This window comes from Pseudomonas sp. A-B-19, from assembly GCF_019947515.1.
Taxonomy (GTDB): domain Bacteria; phylum Pseudomonadota; class Gammaproteobacteria; order Pseudomonadales; family Pseudomonadaceae; genus Aquipseudomonas.
Map to the genome: position 1 here is coordinate 1 of NZ_JAGYGN010000024.1, position 20,162 is coordinate 20,162.

At 60.0% G+C, this 20,162-nt stretch carries 17 protein-coding genes; 8 read left to right on the top strand and 9 right to left on the bottom strand.

Annotation, left to right across the window (positions count from 1 at the left end; translation table 11 throughout):
- On the bottom strand, positions 1-517 hold a 517-nt coding region (locus KGA81_RS22710), incomplete at its 3' end, for an RDD family protein (RefSeq protein WP_223548659.1).
- Between the two features lie 187 nt (positions 518-704).
- Between KGA81_RS22710 and sbcB the strand changes: the two genes are divergently transcribed.
- On the top strand, positions 705-2,135 hold the full coding sequence (sbcB, locus tag KGA81_RS22715) for an exodeoxyribonuclease I (protein ID WP_223548661.1): 1,431 nt from the start codon (positions 705-707) through the stop codon (positions 2,133-2,135).
- A 99-nt stretch (positions 2,136-2,234) separates the two neighbouring features.
- Here sbcB and mvaT read toward each other — a convergent pair whose 3' ends face one another.
- On the bottom strand, positions 2,235-2,612 hold the full coding sequence (mvaT, locus tag KGA81_RS22720) for a histone-like nucleoid-structuring protein MvaT (protein WP_056852684.1): 378 nt from the start codon (positions 2,610-2,612) through the stop codon (positions 2,235-2,237).
- Positions 2,613-2,948: 336 nt separating this feature from the next.
- Between mvaT and purU the strand changes: the two genes are divergently transcribed.
- On the top strand, positions 2,949-3,797 hold the full coding sequence (purU, locus tag KGA81_RS22725) for a formyltetrahydrofolate deformylase (protein WP_223548663.1): 849 nt from the start codon (positions 2,949-2,951) through the stop codon (positions 3,795-3,797).
- 86 nt (positions 3,798-3,883) lie between these two features.
- Positions 3,884-4,060 carry a hypothetical protein gene (locus KGA81_RS22730; RefSeq protein WP_223548665.1) on the top strand — a complete coding sequence of 59 codons (177 nt, stop codon included), beginning with the start codon at positions 3,884-3,886 and terminating at the stop codon, positions 4,058-4,060.
- Positions 4,061-4,121: 61 nt separating this feature from the next.
- Here the strand turns inward: KGA81_RS22730 and KGA81_RS22735 are convergent, their stop codons facing one another.
- The 3 genes from KGA81_RS22735 to KGA81_RS22745 form a co-directional block, all read right to left on the bottom strand.
- Positions 4,122-4,898, bottom strand: a complete 777-nt coding sequence (locus tag KGA81_RS22735) for a DUF2334 domain-containing protein (protein WP_223548667.1) — start codon at positions 4,896-4,898, stop codon at positions 4,122-4,124.
- Positions 4,891-6,003: a glycosyltransferase family 4 protein gene (locus tag KGA81_RS22740; RefSeq protein WP_223548669.1), complete on the bottom strand. Its 1,113-nt coding sequence runs from the start codon at positions 6,001-6,003 to the stop codon at positions 4,891-4,893. Before KGA81_RS22740 ends, KGA81_RS22735 begins: the two co-directional genes overlap by 8 nt.
- Positions 6,004-6,174: 171 nt before the next feature.
- Positions 6,175-8,064: a methyl-accepting chemotaxis protein gene (locus KGA81_RS22745; RefSeq protein WP_223548671.1), complete on the bottom strand. Its 1,890-nt coding sequence runs from the start codon at positions 8,062-8,064 to the stop codon at positions 6,175-6,177.
- A 188-nt stretch (positions 8,065-8,252) separates the two neighbouring features.
- On the opposite strand from KGA81_RS22745, the gene KGA81_RS22750 reads away from it, so the two are divergent.
- Positions 8,253-9,731 (top strand): helicase HerA-like domain-containing protein, encoded by a 1,479-nt coding sequence (locus KGA81_RS22750; protein WP_223548673.1) that lies wholly within the window; start codon positions 8,253-8,255, stop codon positions 9,729-9,731.
- 111 nt (positions 9,732-9,842) lie between these two features.
- On the opposite strand, the gene KGA81_RS22755 is transcribed toward KGA81_RS22750, so the two are convergent.
- Positions 9,843-10,298 (bottom strand): DUF721 domain-containing protein, encoded by a 456-nt coding sequence (locus KGA81_RS22755; RefSeq protein ID WP_223548675.1) that lies wholly within the window; start codon positions 10,296-10,298, stop codon positions 9,843-9,845.
- A gap of 307 nt (positions 10,299-10,605) precedes the next feature.
- Here KGA81_RS22755 and secA point away from each other — a divergent pair, with 307 nt between their 5' ends.
- The 4 genes from secA to KGA81_RS22775 all read left to right on the top strand — a co-directional run bounded on the left by secA (position 10,606) and on the right by KGA81_RS22775 (position 16,390).
- Positions 10,606-13,341: a preprotein translocase subunit SecA gene (secA, locus tag KGA81_RS22760; protein ID WP_223548677.1), complete on the top strand. Its 2,736-nt coding sequence runs from the start codon at positions 10,606-10,608 to the stop codon at positions 13,339-13,341.
- A 120-nt stretch (positions 13,342-13,461) separates the two neighbouring features.
- Complete coding sequence (gene argJ / locus KGA81_RS22765; protein ID WP_223548679.1) at positions 13,462-14,679, top strand: bifunctional glutamate N-acetyltransferase/amino-acid acetyltransferase ArgJ; 1,218 nt, start codon at positions 13,462-13,464, stop codon at positions 14,677-14,679.
- 137 nt (positions 14,680-14,816) lie between these two features.
- A complete protein-coding gene (locus KGA81_RS22770) occupies positions 14,817-15,449 on the top strand; it encodes a glutathione S-transferase family protein (protein ID WP_223548681.1) in 633 nt (210 codons plus the stop codon).
- Positions 15,446-16,390, top strand: a complete 945-nt coding sequence (locus KGA81_RS22775; protein WP_223548684.1) for a Nudix family hydrolase — start codon at positions 15,446-15,448, stop codon at positions 16,388-16,390. The genes KGA81_RS22770 and KGA81_RS22775 overlap by 4 nt, the downstream gene beginning before the upstream one ends.
- 117 nt (positions 16,391-16,507) lie before the next feature.
- On the opposite strand, the gene KGA81_RS22780 is transcribed toward KGA81_RS22775, so the two are convergent.
- The 3 genes from KGA81_RS22780 to KGA81_RS22790 are packed head-to-tail and all read right to left on the bottom strand — an operon-like array spanning position 16,508 to position 20,091.
- On the bottom strand, positions 16,508-17,089 hold the full coding sequence (locus KGA81_RS22780; RefSeq protein ID WP_223548686.1) for a cob(I)yrinic acid a,c-diamide adenosyltransferase: 582 nt from the start codon (positions 17,087-17,089) through the stop codon (positions 16,508-16,510).
- A gap of 2 nt (positions 17,090-17,091) precedes the next feature.
- Positions 17,092-19,128, bottom strand: a complete 2,037-nt coding sequence (locus tag KGA81_RS22785; RefSeq protein WP_223548688.1) for a sensor histidine kinase — start codon at positions 19,126-19,128, stop codon at positions 17,092-17,094.
- A gap of 45 nt (positions 19,129-19,173) precedes the next feature.
- Positions 19,174-20,091 carry a putative 2-dehydropantoate 2-reductase gene (locus KGA81_RS22790; RefSeq protein ID WP_223548691.1) on the bottom strand — a complete coding sequence of 306 codons (918 nt, stop codon included), beginning with the start codon at positions 20,089-20,091 and terminating at the stop codon, positions 19,174-19,176.
- Positions 20,092-20,162 lie beyond the last annotated feature (71 nt).

Consider the following 20,162-nt stretch of genomic DNA (forward strand, 5'->3'; position numbering starts at 1 on the left):
GGGCGGGGCGGGTGTGCGATTGTTCGCGGTAGATCACCAGGGTCCCGGCGGCGATATCGCCGAGGCGCTTGAAGTGGGGATGTTGCAGGCAACTGACGGCCCCGAGGAAGTAACCGAAGGGCAACAGGTCAACAACGCGCAACAGGTTGCGCAGCAGCGAAGCGGACCAGCCGACCGGGGTGCCATCGTCGTGCACCACCCGCAGTCCCATCCATTGCTTGCCTGGCGAGCGGCCGTAGTTAAGCACCTCGAAGAGCACCATGTACCACCAACTCACTACGAATAGCAGGATCGAGCCAAGACCGGCCCCCAGTTTGCCGAGCATCGCCAGCACAATGAACAGCACGCCCAGGACCAGGCCGCGTACTCCAAGATCGATGGAAAATGCCAACGCACGGACCATCAAGCCGGCCGGGCGCAGCGGCAGATCGAAACCTTCCGGCGTTTCGACGTGATACCGCGTATCCAGTGGCGGTGACAGCGGCGCGTTCCCTGGCAGTGCTGTGGTCTCGAGCATGGGCAACCTGACGATGTGGCCTGGATCGGGATTCTTTGTCCATCCGATGCTAGCAGCCTATACGGAGGGAAACGACATAACTATGTAGTGCATGGCGAGTCGCGCAAGGTGCTTGAATGACAAGACTACTGGCCGGGGCGGGAGGTGAACGCCTAGACTTTGCCGATCTTCAGTTCAGGAATCGCCCGTGACCTCTATCTTCTGGTACGACTACGAAACCACTGGCATTAATCCCCGTTGCGACCGTCCGTTGCAAATGGCCGGCCTGCGCACCGACTTCGATCTCAATGAAATCGACGCGCCGGTCAACCTTTACTGCCAGCCCAGTGATGACATCCTGCCGCATCCGGCCGCCTGCACCATCACCGGAATCACCCCCGGGCAACTGCAGGCGCAAGGCTTGAGCGAAGCCGACTTCATGACCCGGGTGCATGCGCAACTGGCCGCGCCCGGTACCTGTGGCGCGGGGTATAACACCTTGCGTTTCGACGACGAGATGACCCGCTACAGCCTGTACCGAAACTTCTTCGACCCCTATGCCCGGGAATGGCAGGGCGGCAACAGTCGTTGGGACCTGATCGACGTGGTGCGCGCCGCCTATGCCTTGCGCCCCGATGGCCTGGTCTGGCCGACCGATGACGAGGGGCGGGTCACGCTCAGGCTCGAACGCCTGACCGCTGCCAACGGCATCGACCATGGCAATGCCCACGAAGCGCTGTCGGACGTGCGCGCGACGATCGCCCTGGCGCGCCTGATACGGGAAAAGCAGCCAAAACTGTACGACTGGCTGTTTCAACTGCGCAGTAAGCAAAAAGTCATGGACCAGATTCGCCTGCTGCAACCGCTGGTGCATGTTTCCGGGCGTTTTTCGGCCGCGCGCAGCTATGTGGGGGTGGTGTTGCCGTTGGCCTGGCACCCGCGCAACAAGAACGCCCTGATTGTCTGTGACCTGCACCTCGATCCCCGGGGCCTGCTCGATCTGGATGCCGAAAGCTTGCGTCAGCGCTTGTATACCCGCCGTGACGAGCTGGCCGAAGGCGAGTTGCCGGTGCCGTTGAAGCTGATTCACATCAACAAGTGCCCGGTGGTGGCACCGTTGTCGGTACTTCGCCAGGAAGATCAGCAGCGTCTGGGGCTGGATATGGCGCTGTATCAGCAGCGGGTGTTGCAGCTCAATGACGCCAAGAAAGTTTGGCTGGATAAAATCCTGGCGATCTATGCTCGCGAAGATTTTTCCCAGAGCCAGGATCCGGAGCAACAGTTATATGATGGATTTATCGGTGATCGGGATCGGCGATTGTGTGAGCAAGTCAGAACCGTTGACCCGGTGCAGTTGGCACAACAGCAGTGGCCTTTCGATGACGAACGTTTGCCTGAATTGCTGTTTCGATATCGCGCACGTAACTTTTCCGACACGTTGAATTCCGAGGAGCAAGAACGCTGGCGAATATTCTGTCAGAAACGTTTGTCAGAACCCGAGTGGGGGGCACCAAATACCCTTGAAAGTTTTGTAGAAGCCGCGGCCCAATTGAGCGTTAGTGCTACTCCGTTTCAGCAGGGGGTGCTCAGTGAGTGGCAGGATTATGTCCAGGGGTTGCGTCAGCGTTTGCGTCTTTGAAATCGAACATGCCAGGGCTTAAAACACCAGGCATAAAAAACGCCAGCATTTGCTGGCGTTATTTTTTGTCACGGATCCGTCTGCGACAAGCTCTGAAGCTTAGCCCAGCAGGGTAGCCCAGCCTTCCACCACGTCACCGCCCCACTTGGCTTTCCACTCTTTCAGAGTCTTGTGGTTGCCACCTTTGGTTTCGATGACTTCACCATTGTGCGGGTTTTTGTATTGTTTAACTTTGCGAGCGCGCTTGGTGCCGGTAGTTTTCACTACACCGCCGCGTGGTGCCTTGGTTTTGGATTCTGGATCCAACAGCGCGATGATGTCGCGCAGGGATTTCGAGTATTCACCCATCAGGGTGCGCAGTTTGCCTTCGAATTCCAGCTCGGTTTGCAGTTTGTCGTCTTGGGACAGGTTCTTCAAACGGGCTTGCAGCTCTTTGATAGCTTCTTCGGTGGCGCGATATTCGTTGATCAAGGACATGTGGACTACCTTATGTTGTGCGCTGGATGGCAGGTGACAGTGCGGCAATAATAGTCACGGTGTTTCATCAAGTAAACATTTAAGCCAACTTTATTTGATTTAGTTGCTGTGTCTTTGGCACACATCGGTAATGCATGTATTAGTGTGGTCCAGGTCTGTCAGATATACATAAATTAACAATTTAGCGGCACCACTAGAGCATCCGGGCGACCCGGCACGGGCGCTGCCCGTCCTGCCGCTCCGACCTTCGGGCAGGGCGAAACGTCAACAATACTGCAGTTTTGCTGCGCAATCGCTAGAATGGCGGCCTTTGCGAAGTTCTGGAGTTTCCCCCTCATGCGCACTTTTCGTCTGGTGATTTCTTGCCCGGACCGTGTTGGCATCGTTGCCAAAGTCAGTAACTTTCTGGCATCACACAACGGCTGGATCACTGAAGCGAGCCATCACTCGGACAACCTCAGTGGCTGGTTCTTCATGCGTCACGAGATCCGTGCCGACTCCCTGCCCTTTGGTATCGAAGCGTTTCGCGAAGCCTTTGCCCCGATCGCCGAAGAGTTCTCGATGGACTGGCGCATCACCGATACCGAACAGAAGAAACGCGTGGTCCTGATGGCCAGCCGCGAGTCGCACTGCCTGGCCGACCTGCTGCACCGCTGGCACAGCGATGAACTGGATTGCGAAATTTCCTGTGTGATTTCCAACCATGATGACTTGCGCAGCATGGTGGAGTGGCACGGTATTCCGTACTACCACGTCCCGGTCAATGCGCAGGACAAGCAGCCGGCCTTCGCCGAGGTATCGCGCCTGGTCAAACAGCACGATGCCGAAGTGGTGGTGCTTGCCCGTTACATGCAAATCCTGCCGCCGCAGTTGTGCCGCGAATACGCGCACAAGGTCATCAACATTCACCACAGCTTCCTGCCGTCGTTCGTCGGTGCCAAACCGTATCACCAGGCCTCCCTGCGTGGCGTGAAGCTGATCGGCGCGACCTGCCACTATGTGACCGAAGAGCTGGATGCCGGCCCGATCATCGAGCAGGACGTGGTGCGCGTCAGCCACAGCGACAGCATCGAAGACATGGTGCGTTTCGGCCGCGATGTCGAGAAGATGGTGCTGGCCCGTGGCCTGCGTTATCACCTGGAAGACCGGGTGCTGGTGCACGGCAACAAAACCGTCGTCTTCTGACAGACCCGCGGCACAGTTGAAATTCGAAGGGCCTGGGCGTTCAATCGCTTCAGGCCCTTCGCCGTTTCTGCACCGAGGACATGACCATGGCCGATCCACTGGACAAAGCCACCTCCAGGGCTCCCGCCACGCTGGGCGAGGGTTGCCTGAGCCGCTACGACCCGGATGACATGGGGCCGGAAACGGGTACGGAGTTTCCTGATGCCGCGCAGTTGTGGGAGCGGTTGCAGCAAGAGTCCGAGGACAAACCCAAGCCTGCCTGAGTTTCATCGACTTTACCGGCACCGCCCGCGCCCAGGCTAACGAGCAACAGCAGTGCGCGACTCATGCCGCACGACCTACACGGTCGTTTTGCAGCGCCAGCCACTGGGCCTTGGTCATCGGAACACGTCCGTTGTCGAGCAGGCGCTCGAGGGTTTGTAGCCAGTATCGGCGCGAAAACTCATGGCGCATGTCCACCGGGTGCAGGCCCAGGCGAATCACCGGGGCCTGCTGCCAGCGTTGTACACGGCAGTCGCTGACGAGCTTCGATACAACCCTGCGCCAAGTACCGCGCGCACTCCAGACCAGTCCTGGCGCCTCGAGCGCAGTGAAATCCGGCAGCCGGTACAAGTGCTGCGAGTCGCTGGTGTAACTCAACGGCAATTGGCGCAATGCCTGGCGAGTACCTTGGCTCATCAGCCAGGCAGGGGCGACGAACCCCTCCAGCGGCCAGTCATGACGGCGGAACATCTCGATGCCCGAACGCAGAAGGGCGAGGGCGGCTTCCTGCGACAAACGGTAAAACTCGCCTTCGTGGGTGTACAGCCGACGCATGAACCAGTCTCGGGGATTGCTGGTCATCGGCCCGTCGTCGTAGTGGAAGTAGCCATGCAGCGCCAGTTCGTCGCCCCGGGCGAGCCGGTTACTGAGCAGACGACAAAATTGCGGATGGGCGTCCAGGTTGTTGTGTTTGTGGAAGTCCGGTACCACCAGCCAGGTGATCGGCACGCCATCCAACGCGTCGACGGCTTTGACGAACGGCTGGTAATCGGCCCAGGTTGGCGGTGCCACGTCGTGCAGTACCAACAGTAAAGCGGGACTGTTCATGGACTCAACCATTGGCTGTCAGCGGCCATTGGCTGCCGAGCACGGCGTGGTAGTGGCGCAACAGGCTGTTGACCACGGTGTCCCAGGCGTAATGCCGTTCGACGTGCAATCGCGCCTGTCTGCCCAGCGTTGTGTTGCCCGACCCGAACAATTCTCGAACGGCGGTGGCCATCGCGGCGGGATTGTTCGGCGCACAGAGCCGGCCGCAGTCCTCGGTGACGATTTCCTCGAAGGCCCCGGCCGCCACGACCACCACCGGAATACCGCTGGCCATGGCCTCCAGAATGACCAGACCGAAGGTTTCCTGATCGCCGGCGTGCAACAGTGCATCGGCGCTGGCCATCAGGCGGGCCACCTGCGTCGCCGGGCAAAACTCGTCGATCACCGTCACGTTGGACGGCACGGCCGTGGGCATCGACGAGCCAACCAGCAGCAGGTGATAGCGTCGGCCCAGGCGTTTCATGCAGTCGAGCAGCACCGGCAGGTTTTTTTCCTTGGATCCGCGCCCGGCGAAGATCAGCAGCCGGGTATTTTCGTCCAGTCCCAACTTGGCTCGCAGCCCGGGGTCTCTGGCATCGGGATTGAAGGTTTGCAGGTCGACGCCGAGCGGTTGCACAAACACATTCTTGACTCTCAGCCCGGTGAGCTTGTCGGCCATGACCTGACTGGGCGCCAGTACGCGGTCAAAGTTGCCGTAGAGCTTGCTGACATAGGCCTCGACGTTGTTGGTCAGCCAATGGCCCATGCGGTTGCTGACCAGCAGGGGCAGGTCCGAGTGATAAAAGCCGATGACCGGCACATCGAGTTGGCGCCGCGCATCCAGCGCCGCCCAGGCCGTGAGGTAAGGATCGCCGACTTCGATCAGGTCGGGCTGCAAATCCTGCAAGACATTGCGCCAGGGCGCGAGGCGCAGAGGGAAGCGATAGCCCTTGCCGAAGGGCAGGGCAGGGGCCGGAACGGTGTAAATACCATCCTGTTCGCTAAAAGAAGAGCCGGGAATCAGCAAACTGTGGCGAATGCCCGGTTTGATGCCCAAACGACGGTGCTTCGCATCCAGATAAGTGCGCACGCCACCGCTGGCAGGGGCGTAGAACATGGTGATGTCAGCGATATGCACGATGAACGCTCCTCCAGTCCCGGTACTCCCTTGGTTGACCTATATGAAGGATAGATGTTCGGTTGGGGTTGTGCGGGTGGAGGCGAGGCCTTCGCTGGCAAGCCAGCTCCTACAGATTTCACGCTAAACCCTGTAGGAGCTGGCTTGCCAGCGAAGAGGCCGGTCCAGGCACTAGATACGGAAACTGCCTACCAGTTGCTTCAACCGCGCCGCCTGCTGCTCAAGGTCCGAGCAGGCGCGCAATGTAGATTGCAGGTTTTCCACGCCTTCCTGATTCAGCGTGTTGATCTCGGTGATGTCGACGTTGATCGACTCCACCACGGCGGTCTGTTCCTCGGTCGCGGTAGCCACCGACTGGTTCATGCCGTCGATTTCACCGATACGCAGCGTCACGCTGTTCAGGCGTTCGCCCGCGAGGTTGGCGATCTCCACGCTGTCCTGGCTGTGGCGTTGACTATCGCTCATGGTGCTGACCGATTCCCGGGCGCCGACCTGCAGCTCCTCGATCATGGTTTGCACCTGTTGTGCCGATTCCTGCGTGCGATGTGCCAGGTTGCGCACTTCGTCCGCCACCACCGCAAAACCGCGACCGGCCTCACCGGCGCGGGCTGCTTCAATCGCGGCGTTGAGTGCCAGCAAGTTGGTTTGCTGGGAAATGCTGGTGATCACTTCGAGAATCTGCCCGATGTTCACCGTTTTGCTGTTCAGCGATTCGATGTTGGAGCTCGATGCGCTGAGCATGCTCGACAGTTGATTCATCGCCACGATGCTGCGGTCCACCACTTGCTGGCCGTCTTCAGCCAGGTTGCGGGCATCGCTGGCCTGGCTCGACGCCTGAGCGGCGTTGCGGGCAATTTCCTGAGCAGCGGCGCCGAGCTGGTTGATGGCGGCTGCTACGCTGCTGGTGCGCGAGGCTTGCTGGTCGGAGTTCAACATCGACGAATTGGAAGCCGCAACCACGCGCAACGCTACTTCATTGACTTGCCCGGTGGCCGAGGACACTTCGCGGATCGAACCGTGAATGCGTTCGACGAAACGGTTGAATGCGGTGCCGAGGGTGCCGAATTCGTCATTGTTCTGGATGGTCAGGCGTTTGGTCAGGTCGCCTTCGCCGTCAGCAATGTCGGCCATGGCACGGGTCATGACGTGCAATGGCTGGATCAGGATGCGAATCAGCATGCCCAGCAGGGCGATGATGATGGCCACGGCGATGATGGTCGCGACGACAGCCGAGGTGCGGAATTCGCTGAGCATCGAGTAGGCTTTTTCCTTGTCGACCGACACACCGATGTACCAGTTGACCGATGACAAGCCTTTGATCGGGGTGAAGGTCACGATGCGGGTTTTGCCGTCGACCTGGATTTCGCTCATTGTGCTGCTGATGGCCGGCGTGTCTTGCGGGTAGACATCCTTGAGCGTCTTCATCGCCAACGTTTTGTCGGGATGTACCAGGATCTTGCCGTCGGAACTGACCAGAAAGGCATACCCCATACCGTCGAAATCCAGCGTGCCAAGGCTGTCGGCGATCACCTGCAAGCTCAGGTCGCCACCGACCACGCCAATGTTCTGGCCGTCCTTGATAACGCTGTCGACAATGGAAATCACCAGTTGGCCGGAGGCCAGGTCCATATAAGGCTCGGTCAATGCCGAACCGCTGCTGCCTTGCGCACTCTTGTACCAAGGGCGTGCACGCGGGTCATAGCCATCGGGCATCTTGCTGTCCGGGCGAATGATGAAAGAGCCATCCTTGCTGCCGAGGTAGGCGCCCATGAAGGTCGAGGTCACGGCTTTTTGTACAAGCAGCCGGGAAACGTTGTCGGCATCGGGGTTGAGCGCGACAGTTTGTGACAGGTTTTCAATCAGCAGACTGCGCCCGTTCAACCATGTCTGGATATTGTTGGCGGTCACTGCGCCCATTTGCTGCAAATAATTTTCCAGGTCTTCGCGGATGGCGTTGCGCTGCAAATAGTCGTTGTACAGCGTGAATGAGGCGAAGGCGGCAATGACAATGAGGGCGGCGGCAAGCAGGATTTTATGGCTGAAACGCAGATTTTTGTTCATGGCTTGGGGGTCCGCTAAAGTCTTGATGTCCAGCGCGTGCTTTTATAAAGGGACGCACGACGGGCAAGGTTGAAAGCAAGTGAATTTTCCGACTCTCCTTAGGGAAATTTCCGACCAGATCGTGTCTGACTGCTTTGTCGTTATCTCTATCGGCCGTGTAGGACCAAAGATTAATCATGGGTGACCAAATGCCTGACTCATTGCAACTCGTTATCGGCGCCGATCTCAACGGGCAACCAATTGCCCAGGCCATGCGTCTGGCGAACCGCCACGGTTTGATCGCAGGTGCGACCGGCACCGGCAAGACCGTCACTTTGCAACGATTGGCCGAAGCCTTCAGCGATGCCGGCGTGGCGGTGTTCGCCGCCGACATCAAGGGAGACCTGTGTGGCCTTGGTGCCGCCGGCACCCCCCAGGGCAAGATCGCCGAGCGGATTGCCGGGATGCCCTGGCTCAACCACAAACCTCAGGCTTATCCGGTGACGTTGTGGGACATACACGGTCAGTCCGGTCATCCTTTGCGCACAACCTTGAGTGAAATGGGGCCGCTGTTGCTGGGCAGCCTGCTGGAATTGACCGACAGTCAGCAGTCAGCGCTGTACGCCGCGTTCAAGGTGGCGGACCGCGAAGGCCTGTTGTTGCTCGATCTCAAGGATCTGAAGGCGTTACTCAATCACCTGCGGGACAACCCCCGGTTGCTGGGTGACGATGCGGCATTGATGACCACCGGCTCCAGTCAGGCGCTGCTGCGACGACTGGCGACCCTGGAGCAACAGGGCGCCGAAGCTCTGTTCGGCGAGCCGGCGCTGCAACTCGAAGACATCCTCCAGCCCACTGCGGATGGCCGGGGGCGCATTCATTTGCTCGATGCCAGCCGCCTGGTGCATGAAGCGCCCAAGGTCTACGCGACGTTCCTGCTGTGGCTGCTGGCCGAGCTGTTCGAGCAACTGCCGGAGCGTGGCGATGCCGACAAACCGTTGCTGGCGCTGTTCTTCGACGAGGCCCACTTGTTGTTCAACGGTACGCCCCAGGCATTGCGTGATCGTCTGGAGCAAGTCGTGAGGCTGATTCGTTCGAAGGGCGTGGGCGTGTATTTCGTCACCCAGTCGCCGGGTGACCTGCCGGATGATGTGCTGGCGCAGTTGGGCTTGCGCATCCAGCACGGTCTGCGTGCGTTCACCGCCAAGGAGCAGAAATCCCTGCGCGCGGTGGCCGAAGGTTTCCGGCCGAATCCGGCGTTCGACACGTTGTCGGTGTTGACCGAACTCGGGATCGGCGAGGCTCTGGTCGGCACCTTGCAGGAAAAAGGCACGCCGGAAATGGTCCAGCGGGTACTGGTAGCGCCGCCGCAATCGCGGATCGGGCCTTTGACCGACGCCGAGCGTACGACGCTGATTGCCGGGTCGCCGTTGCAGGGGCGTTATGACAAGCCGATTGACCGTGAGTCGGCCTATGAGGTGTTGATGGGGCGCAAAGGCCTGGCGCCCGAACCCGAAGCGGAGCAGGGCAAACAGGAACCGAGTCTCACCGAACAGGCGGGAGAGTTTCTTGGAACCGCGGCGGGTCAGGCCTTGAAATCAGCGATGCGACAGGCGGCGAACCAGATTGGCCGACAATTGGTGCGCGGCTTGATGGGCTCGTTGCTGGGGGGCAGCAAACGCCGATAACCTTGTAGGAGCGAGCTTGCTCGCGAAGGCGTCAGCACATTCAACATTGATGTGACGGATGTACCGCTTTCGCGGGCAAGTCGGATCGCCGCACCGCCGCTCCTGCAGGTGTCAGGATTTGGATTTGGCGTGCGCCGCCAACCGCTCCAGCGCGGCCCGCAAACTCGGGTCGCTGATGCCATCGGCCGTGGCCTGGATGGTCGCTGCCGCGTCGTTGGACAAATCCATGGTATGCCCGGCCGCACCTTGCTGAACGGTCGGCGGTTGAACTTTGAACAGGATCCGGGTCAGACTGGCGAACTCGTCGAACAGTTGCAGTTGCCGTTGCAGGCGTTTCTGCTGGTAGCGCAGGCGTGTTGCCCAATGACCGTCGGTGACAATCAGCAACAAACTGCCTTCGCGCCAGGAGGCCACGTGGCAATGCTCGCGAGCGGCGGGTTGCAATTGGCTTTCGAGTAAACGCTGCAGATGACCCAGGCGTTGAGCGTGGCCGAGAATGGCTTTCAGCGGCTTGGCTTCGCGTAGTAGAACGGCAGGTACTTTGGCCGTAAGTGGGCGAAATGCCATGATCAGACACCTGAAGTAACAGAGGCGCCATGGTAGCAGAAAGCACCGGATGCGCCCGCCCATTGCTTTTGTAGGTGCTTTACCCATTAAATCAACAACTAACTTCTGCCTTGAACGGCTTGAAGTTGAGCAAAACGCCCTTATTTTAAGTGAGCCCCGTCAAAGCGCTGTGCCAGCATCGTGGAATATCCCCACTTTCCTCTCCATCGTTTCCGGGTAGAATGCTCGTTCGCATGCGGCCATGAGGGCTGCTCGGGCGACTCACGGGGCCGCCCTCCATCCCTTTAGTGTGGAAGATCCTGCCGATATGTTTGCGCCTTTGTTAAAGAAACTTTTTGGAAGCAAGAACGAGCGTGAAGTCAAACGCATGCTCAAGACGGTGCAACTCGTCAATGCCTTCGAAGAGCAAATGGTGGCCCTTTCGGACGATCAATTGCGTGCCAAGACCAGCGAGTTCAAGGCCCGCCTCGCCAAAGGGGAAACCCTCGACCAACTGCTGCCAGAAGCCTTTGCGGTCGCCCGCGAAGCCGGCAAGCGCGTCATGGGCATGCGTCACTTCGATGTCCAGCTGATCGGCGGCATGACCTTGCATGAAGGCAAGATCGCTGAAATGCGTACCGGTGAAGGCAAGACCCTGGTGGCGACACTGGCCGTTTACCTCAATGCGCTGTCCGGCAACGGCGTGCACGTTGTGACGGTGAACGACTACCTGGCCCGCCGTGACGCCAACTGGATGCGTCCGCTGTATGAGTTCCTCGGCCTGACGGTCGGCGTGGTCACGCCGTTCCAGCCGCCGGAAGAGAAGCGTGCTGCCTACGCCGCCGACATCACCTACGGCACCAACAACGAATTCGGTTTCGATTATCTGCGCGACAACATGGCGTTCAGCATGGAAGAAAAATTCCAGCGTGAACTCAATTTTGCCGTGATCGACGAAGTCGACTCCATCCTCATCGACGAAGCCCGTACGCCGCTGATCATCTCCGGTCAGGCCGAGGACAGCTCCAGGCTGTACATCGAGGTCAACAAGCTGATCCCGCAGCTCAAGCTGCACATTGAAGAAGTCGAAGGCGAAGTGACCCAGGCCGGTCACTACACCATCGACGAGAAGTCCCGTCAGGTCGAACTCAACGAAGCCGGTCACCAGTACGTCGAAGAAATGCTGACCCGCATCGGCCTGCTGGCTGAAGGCGAGAGCCTGTACTCGGCGCATAACCTGAGCCTGCTGACTCACGTTTACGCCGGCCTGCGCGCGCACAAGCTGTTCCATCGCAACGTCGAATACATCGTGCAGGACGGTCAGGTCGTACTGGTCGACGAGCACACCGGCCGTACCATGCCGGGTCGCCGCTTGTCCGAAGGCCTGCACCAGGCCATCGAAGCCAAGGAAAACCTGAACATCCAGGCCGAAAGCCAGACGCTGGCGTCGACCACCTTCCAGAACTACTTCCGTCTGTACAACAAACTGTCCGGCATGACCGGTACGGCCGACACCGAAGCGTTCGAGTTCCACCAGATCTATGGCCTGCAAGTCATGGTGATTCCACCGAACAAGCCGCTGGCCCGTAAAGACTACAACGACCTGGTGTTCCTGACCGCCGACGAGAAATACGCGGCAATCGTGGCCGATATCAAGGAAAGCATGGCCGCGGGCCGTCCGGTTCTGGTCGGTACTGCCACCATTGAAACCTCGGAGCACATGTCCAGCCTGCTCGTGAAGGAAGGCATCGAACACAAGGTTCTGAACGCCAAGTTCCACGAAAAGGAAGCCGAGATCATTGCCCAGGCCGGTCGCCCGGGCGCACTGACCATCGCCACCAACATGGCCGGTCGTGGTACCGACATCCTCTTGGGCGGTAACTGGGAAGTGGAAGTGGCTTCCCTGGAAAACCCGACCCCTGAGCAGATTGCCCAGATCAAGGCCGACTGGCAGAAGCGTCACCAGCAAGTGCTCGAATCGGGCGGTTTGCAGGTGATTGCGTCCGAGCGTCACGAATCGCGCCGTATCGACAACCAGCTGCGTGGTCGTGCCGGTCGTCAGGGCGACGCCGGTTCCAGCCGTTTCTACCTGTCGCTGGAAGACAGCCTGATGCGCATCTTCGCCTCTGACCGGGTGAAGAACTTCATGAAGGCCCTGGGCATGCAGCCTGGCGAAGCGATCGAACACCGTATGGTGACCAACGCCATCGAGAAGGCCCAGCGCAAGGTTGAAGGTCGTAACTTCGACATTCGTAAACAACTGCTCGAGTTCGACGACGTCAACAACGAACAGCGTAAAGTGATCTATCACATGCGTAACACGTTGCTGGCCGCCGACAACATCGGTGAGACCATCGCTGACTTCCGTCAGGACGTGCTCAACGCCACCGTCAGCGCACACATTCCTCCGCAATCGCTGCCTGAACAGTGGGACGTGGCGGGTCTGGAAGCTGCGTTGCAGAGCGATTTCGGTGTAACGCTGCCGATCCAGCAATGGCTCGACGAAGACGATCACCTGTACGAAGAAACCCTGCGCGAGAAGCTCATGAACGAGCTCGTCGCGGCGTACAACGAGAAAGAAGACCAGGCAGGCGCCGAAGCGTTGCGCTCCTTCGAGAAGCAAATCGTTCTGCGCGTTCTGGACGACCTGTGGAAAGACCATCTGTCGACCATGGACCACCTGCGTCACGGCATCCACCTGCGTGGTTATGCCCAGAAGAACCCGAAGCAGGAATACAAGCGCGAGTCGTTTACCCTGTTCTCCGAGTTGCTGGATTCGATCAAGCGCGATTCGATCCGTGTGCTGTCCCACGTTCAGGTTCGTCGTGAAGACCCGATCGAAGAGGAGCAGCGCCTGCGCCAGGAAGCCGAGGCATTGGCCGCTCGCATGCAGTTCCTGCATGAAGAAGTTCCGGGCCTTGAGCAACCGGAAGCGTTGGGTGAAGAGGTCGATGTTGCCCTCGCTGCCGCGCCGGTTCGCAACGAGCAGAAGCTGGGTCGCAATGAGCTGTGCTACTGCGGTTCGGGCAAGAAGTTCAAGCATTGCCACGGGCAGATTCAGTAAAACCCGTTTCAATCGCTGAAATACCCACGCCGCGACCGGCTTCTGCCGTCGCGGCGTTTTACCATTCGAACCACCGTTCTGCTGGAACGGTGCTGACATCATTTATAAAGGAGCGCATTCATGGCTGTTGGTCTTGGTCCTTTGCCAACGTTGCACCCGGTTGCCGGTTTTGAACTCGGTATCGCCTCGGCCGGCATCAAGCGCCCGGGGCGCAAGGATGTTGTGGTCATGCGCTGTGTTGAAGGTTCCACGGTTGCCGGCGTGTTCACCTTGAACGCCTTTTGCGCCGCGCCGGTGATCCTGGCCAAACAACGCGTACAAGGCCCTGTGCGTTACCTGCTGACCAACACAGGCAATGCCAATGCCGGCACCGGCGAACCTGGTCTGGCCGCCGCCGAGCGCACCTGCGCCAGGTTGGCGGAACTGACCGGTGTCGATGCCAGCCAGGTGCTGCCGTACTCCACCGGCGTGATCGGCGAGCCGCTGCCAGTGGAGAAAATCGAAGGCGCGCTGCAAGCGGCCCTCGATGATCTGTCGATCCACAACTGGGAAGCTGCCGCCACCGGCATCATGACCACCGACACCCTGCCAAAAGGTGCCAGCCGTCAGTTCCAGCACGACGGTGTGACCGTCACCGTTACCGGCATCAGCAAAGGCGCCGGCATGATTCGCCCGAACATGGCGACCATGCTCGGCTACATCGCCACTGACGCCAGGGTTTCCCGCGACGTGTTGCAAAACCTGATGCTCGATGGCGCCAACAAGTCGTTCAACCGCATCACCATCGATGGTGATACGTCGACCAACGACTGCTGCATGCTGATCGCCACGGGTCAGGCGGCGCTGCCGGAAATCACCCGCGCCGAAGGCGAGTTGTTCGCCAAGTTGAAGCAGGCGGTATTCGAAGTGTGCATGGACGTGGCCCAGGCCATCGTGCGTGACGGCGAAGGCGCGACCAAGTTCGTGACCGTTGAAGTCAATGGCGGCGGCAATCACCAGGAGTGCCTGGACGTTGGCTACACCGTGGCCCACTCGCCGCTGATCAAGACCGCATTGTTTGCGTCCGACCCGAACTGGGGACGTATCCTGGCCGCTGTCGGCCGTGCCGGCGTTCCGAACCTGGATGTGAGCAAGATCGACGTATTCCTTGGCCAAGTGTGCATTGCCAGCCGTGGCGCGCGCGCGGCGACCTACACCGAAGCCCAAGGCGCGGCGGTGATGCAGCAGGAAGAAATCACCATCCGCATCGAGCTGGGTCGTGGCGATTGCAGCGAAACCATCTGGACCACCGACCTGTCCCACGAGTACGTGAAGATCAACGCCGAGTACCGCACGTAATAGCGCATGTCCTGTAGGAGCCAGCTTGCTGGCGAAGGCGTCATCCGCCGCGATGGATTTATCGAGGCTGATATCGCCTTCGCTGGCAAGCTGGCTCCTACAGAGTTGTGATCTTTCCTGCTTGAGGATGCTTGAACATGAGCCTGCACCTGATCATCGGCGACAAACTGCTTTCTTCCTGGTCCCTGCGAGGCGCCTTGGCCCTCGACCTGACCGGCGCCACCTACACCGAAGAACTGATCAAGCTGAACCAGCCGGACACCCGCGAGCGTCTGCTCAAGCATTCGCCGACCGGCAAGGTCCCGCTGCTGAAAACCGAACACGGCACCATCGCCGACTCCCTGGCGATTGCCGAATACCTGGCAGAACAGTTCCCGGCGGCCGGCCTCTGGCCGAAAGACATCGCCGCCCGCGCCCAGGCGCGCTCGGCGTGTGCGCAGATGCACAGCGGGTTCTTCGCCATGCGCGGCAATATGCCGTTTGACCTGAGCCATGACGCTCCTTTGGCGCCGGTTCCGGCTGACGTTCAGGGCGACATCGAGCGCATGTCGGCGCTGTGGGCCGAGTGCCGTGCCGCCGCGACAGAAACCGGGCCGTACCTGTTTGGTCATATCAGTCTGGCTGACGTGTTCTTTGCACCGATTGCCGTGCGTCTGCGCACCTATCAGGTGAAGCTGTCCGCCATAGACGAGGCCTACGTTGAAACCCTCTACCAATGGCCGGCGTTCAAGGCCTGGCAGAAGGCTGGACTGGAGGAATTGCAAAAGTGAAACGAGTCCATGTCGCCGCCGCCGTCATCCGCGATGGCAGTGGCAAAGTCCTCATCGCCCGTCGTGCCGATTCACAGCACCAGGGCGGCCTGTGGGAGTTTCCAGGGGGCAAGGTCGAGGCCGACGAGTCGGTCGAAACCGCACTGGCCCGCGAACTCCATGAAGAGCTGGGCATCGTGGTCGGCGCGGCGCGCCCGCTGATCAGGATTCGGCACGATTACCCGGACAAGCAGGTATTGCTGGATGTCTGGGAAGTTTCGGCGTTTGCCGGCGAGCCCCACGGTGCCGAGGGACAACCGCTGGCCTGGGTTGCAGCTCGTGATATGTCGAATTACGAGTTCCCGGCGGCCAATCGGTCAATCGTCGCGGCCGCGAAATTACCCGCTCAGTACCTGATTACCCCGGAAGATCTGGAAACCCCGGCTTTGCTGCGTGGTATTCAGAAGGCCATTGCCGGCGGCATCAAGCTGATCCAGTTGCGCGCACCGAACGGTTACGACCCGAAATACCGCGACCTGGCTGTCGATGCGGCAGGGCTGTGTGCCGGCAAGGCGCAGTTGATGATCAAGGGGCCGTTCGAATGGCTGGGCGACTTCCCGTCTGCGGGCTGGCACATTACCTCGGCGCAGCTGCGCAAATACGCAGCGGCTGGCCGACCGCTATCGGCATCGCGCTGGCTGGCGGCCTCGTGCCATAACGCTGAAGAGCTGGCGCTGGCCGAACAGATGGGGGTGGACTTTGTGACCCTGTCGCCGGTTCAACCTACCCTGACTCATCCTGGCGCCGAGCCGTTGGGCTGGGAGCAGGCGTCGAGCCTGATCGACGGGTTCAGCAAGCCGGTGTTCCTGCTGGGTGGCGTTGGTCCGGCTGAGGTCGAGAAAGCCTGGGCTGCGGGAGCGCAGGGTGTGGCGGGGATTCGGGCGTTTTGGCCTGAGGCTTGATTCTCTAGCGAACCTTCTGGCCCCTTCGCGGGCAAGCCCGCTCCTACAGGTTTTGTGTGCGTCACAAATCCACTGTAGGAGCGGGCTTGCCCGCGAAGGGGCCCTGAGAGGCGCCGGCTAAACCTCAGGTTTCGCCGCAGGCTGCCAAAGAATCTCCGCCACTCCCTGACGCTTGGCAATCAGCCGCGCCATCACAAACAACAGATCCGACAACCGATTGATATACGCCAGGCCAACCCCGGCCAACGGCTCGATCGCATTGAGTTGCTGACATCGCCGCTCCGCGCTGCGCGCCAGGCTGCGGCAGACATGGGCCTGGGCAATCAGCGCCGAGCCGCCGGGCAAGATGAAATTTTCCAGCGGTCCCAACTCTTCATTCCACACATCGATCGCAGCTTCCAGGCGTTCGATTTCCGCTGCATTCAACGCCTGATACACCGGCATCGCCAGTTCGCCACCCAGATCAAATAATCGATGCTGGCAGGGGGCCAATACTTCGATCACTTCGTTCAAGTCTGGAAACTGAGCAGTTTGCGCCGCCAATCCCGCCAGCAACACGCCCACCTGACTGTTCAGCGTATCGACTTCGCCAATGGCCTCGATCCGCGGGTGATCCTTGGGGACGCGACGACCATCGCCCAGCCCGGTCTCGCCTTTGTCGCCAGTGCGGGTGTAAATCTTCGACAAACGAAAGCCCATGGTTACCTCGATAGCAGATTGAGTTGTTGCGAGACAGGTGGCGTGCTCGCCAAGGGCAGGCGCAAGGTGAAGCACGTGCCTTGGCCCGGGGTCGATTGCACTTCCATCTGCCCCTTGTGGTTGTTGGTGATGATGAAGTACGACACCGACAGCCCAAGTCCGGTGCCCTGGCCGATCTCCTTGGTGGTGAAGAAGGGTTCGAAGGTCCGTTTGCGCACGCTTTCGCTCATGCCGATGCCATTGTCCTCGACCTGAATTTCCGCCCACGGCGGATTCAGCCTGGTGCGCAGAATGATCCGTCCCGGCTCGCTGCCGTCTTCACGCTGGTGAATGGCTTGCGCGGCGTTTTTCAACAGATTGAGCAGTACCTGCTCCAGTTCGTTGGCGGTGCCGGGGACCGGGCCCAGCGCCGGATCGAACTGGCGAATGATGGCCTGGCCCTTGAAATCGAAGCCGATCGCCAGGTCGAAGTCGTTGCTGGCGATCTCCACCGCTTGGTCGATCAGGGCGGGCAGATCGCACGGAGCCATCTGGCGGGTGCTGCGACGGCTGAAACTGAGCATGTGGGTGACGATTTTGGCGGCCCGGGCACCGGCCTGCTGGATGCCGTCGAGCAACTTCGGCACTTCGCGCAGTTGCAGATACTGATTGACCGCCGTCAGTTCGATGCCGGCCTGTTCGGCCACTTCAAGGTTCTTCGGCAGATCGGGGGACAGGCGTCGGCGAATGTTTTGCACGTTGTGCAGGATCGCACCGAGCGGGTTGTTGATTTCGTGGGCCATGCCGGCGGCAAGACCACCTACAGAAAGCATTTTCTCCGACTGCACCATCATCTCTTCCAGGGACAGGCGCTGGGTGATGTCGTCGATCCGGATCACCACGCCACGCCCGGCGCCGCCCATCAATGGATAAAAGGTCAGGGCATAGTGGCGAGGCTCGTCATCCTTGAGCCAGGTGACGCGTTCGATTTTGGCCACCGTATGCTGCTCGACCGTTTGCTTGAGTTGTGGCAAGAACGGCTTGAGCGGTTCGAAGGCGAGGAAGATGGGCTGGTTCAGGGCTTCGTCCAGGCGTGTGCCGGAAAGTGCGCTGGCTTCCTGGTTCCACTGCGTCACGTAGAGCTGTTCGTCGAGGGCGATCAGCGCCGACGGCATGGAGTCGATGATGCTGTTGAGGTAGTTCTGGAAGCCGGTGAGCTTCTTTTCGATCTTGCTGCGCACCTGGACTTCAAGCTCCAGTTTGCGGTTGGTGTGCCGGGTTTCTTCGGCCAGCCCCTGGGCCTGGTCGTAGGCTGCCTGGGAGTCGTCCCGGGCCCGCTTGAGTTGCTGCTCCCTGGCCTCGATCCGCGAAAGCATGGTGTTGAATGCCTCGGCGAGGCTGCCGATTTCATCGTGGTTTCCTCGTGAAGCACGCAGTGCGTAATTTTCTTCACGGGTTACCTGCCGGGACAGCTCTTCGAGTTCGTGGATCGGCCTGGTAATCAGGCGCTTGATTTGACGGGCGATGACCAGCCAGAGCAGCACACTGAAAATCAGAATCCCCAGACTGGCCGTCAGGGTCCCGGTATAGAACGCCACTGGCAGTTCACTGCTGGCGACCAACAGCAAATGCCCCGGTGCAGCTCCGGGGCGGGGCAGGGTAATGACCTGGTTGCTGCGAAACTCGGTAACCTGCCAGTCTTCGATATGCCGGAACCGTTTCGGCAAGTCCAGTTTGTCGCCATGTTGCAATTGCGCCAATTGCTCGCCTTTTCCGTCATACAGGACTGCCGCGCGTAACGGCGAATAGCTATTGAGTTCGTTTAGCAGGCGCTCGGCGCTTTGCGGCGAATCGAGGGCTTCGGAGGTCAGGCTCGGGTTGGATACCAGCCGGCCGATGGTCTGCAGGGCCTGGGGCGCCATGCTTTCCTGGGAGATGTAGTACGCGGCGCTGATGAAGGTCAGGTTGGCGACCAACAGGACGGTGGTCAAAAGGACTAGCAGGGCGGCCAGCAGTTTCTGGCCGACGGGCAGGTTTTCAAGGCGCTGGCGCAATGGCATCGGGTTTATCGCTGAAAAGGTACAAGTGGCCAGCGTAGCCGCTGCTCAGTCGCTGGGCAATCCAAGGCTTTGCAGGCGAGCGATCAACCTTGACTCAAGCTGATTGAGGTGAGGCAGGTTCAATTGATGGCGCCCGGCCACTTTGCAGGCGTAGCCCAGCAGGTAGCTGATTTCTGTGCGGCGCTGGCTTGTGACGTCCTGATGCATCGAGGAGTAGTTGGCTGCGGTGGCGTGAATCACCCGTTCGACTTCCTGCTGCAGGTTTTCGGCCGCTGCCGGTTGACCACAACGCTCGAGCAACTCCACCAGTTCGCCGCACAGAGTAGCGACTTCGCAGTGATGTTGCTGCAAACCGCCGTTGCGGCAATCGTGCAGCACCGTCAGTGGATTGATCGCACAGTTAAGGGCGAGTTTGCGCCACAACCTGGTCAGGATTTCGGTGCTCCACTCGTGGGGGATGCCGGCAGTGCTCAGGTCATCCAGCCAGATCGGCGCTATCGGTTGGCTCGCATCCCCCAGCCAGGTGAAGCCATGCCCGGCAAACACCACGCGCCAATCACCATCGCGGTAGGCGCCTTCGGTGCTCGACGCATAGATGCAGCGTGCCTGGGGCACCTGTGCGGCCACCGCGTCCTGACTGCCCAGGCCATTTTGCAGCAGGATCAGTTCGGCACCCGGGGCCAGGCGTGGCGCCAGTCGGGCCACCGCGCTTTCGGTATCGTAGGCCTTGCATGCCACCAGCAGGCGGTTGATCGGCTGGGTGCTGTCGGCTGTCTCGGCGGGTACGGCATAGCGTTGCGCCTCGCCGTGTTCTACCAGTGTCAATCCACCGGCCGCCTCATAGGCCTGCAGCCTCGCCGTGTCCCGCAGGATCAGCCTGACCGGTACTCCTGCCCGTGCCAGACGTGTCGCCCATAAAGTGCCGAGGCTGCCGGCGCCCAGAACATGCCAGGTGGTGGACATCAGCTTTTTGCTCTGTTTAAGGCGTGCATCGGCAGCTCACAGTGAATGATGGGAAAGAACCGTTATAATCA

Bases quoted from the DNA above. Each gene is read 5' to 3' on its own strand.
- KGA81_RS22785 (WP_223548688.1), bottom strand. From the start codon at position 19,128: ATGCCATTGCGCCAGCGCCTTGAAAACCTGCCCGTCGGCCAGAAACTG.
- KGA81_RS22750 (WP_223548673.1), top strand. From the start codon at position 8,253: ATGCCTGACTCATTGCAACTCGTTATCGGCGCCGATCTCAACGGGCAA.
- KGA81_RS22770 (WP_223548681.1), top strand. From the start codon at position 14,817: ATGAGCCTGCACCTGATCATCGGCGACAAACTGCTTTCTTCCTGGTCC.
- KGA81_RS22735 (WP_223548667.1), bottom strand. From the start codon at position 4,898: ATGGTTGAGTCCATGAACAGTCCCGCTTTACTGTTGGTACTGCACGAC.
- mvaT (WP_056852684.1), bottom strand. From the start codon at position 2,612: ATGTCCTTGATCAACGAATATCGCGCCACCGAAGAAGCTATCAAAGAG.
- KGA81_RS22745 (WP_223548671.1), bottom strand. From the start codon at position 8,064: ATGAACAAAAATCTGCGTTTCAGCCATAAAATCCTGCTTGCCGCCGCC.
- KGA81_RS22730 (WP_223548665.1), top strand. From the start codon at position 3,884: ATGGCCGATCCACTGGACAAAGCCACCTCCAGGGCTCCCGCCACGCTG.
- purU (WP_223548663.1), top strand. From the start codon at position 2,949: ATGCGCACTTTTCGTCTGGTGATTTCTTGCCCGGACCGTGTTGGCATC.
- argJ (WP_223548679.1), top strand. From the start codon at position 13,462: ATGGCTGTTGGTCTTGGTCCTTTGCCAACGTTGCACCCGGTTGCCGGT.
- KGA81_RS22780 (WP_223548686.1), bottom strand. From the start codon at position 17,089: ATGGGCTTTCGTTTGTCGAAGATTTACACCCGCACTGGCGACAAAGGC.
- KGA81_RS22755 (WP_223548675.1), bottom strand. From the start codon at position 10,298: ATGGCATTTCGCCCACTTACGGCCAAAGTACCTGCCGTTCTACTACGC.
- secA (WP_223548677.1), top strand. From the start codon at position 10,606: ATGTTTGCGCCTTTGTTAAAGAAACTTTTTGGAAGCAAGAACGAGCGT.
- KGA81_RS22790 (WP_223548691.1), bottom strand. From the start codon at position 20,091: ATGTCCACCACCTGGCATGTTCTGGGCGCCGGCAGCCTCGGCACTTTA.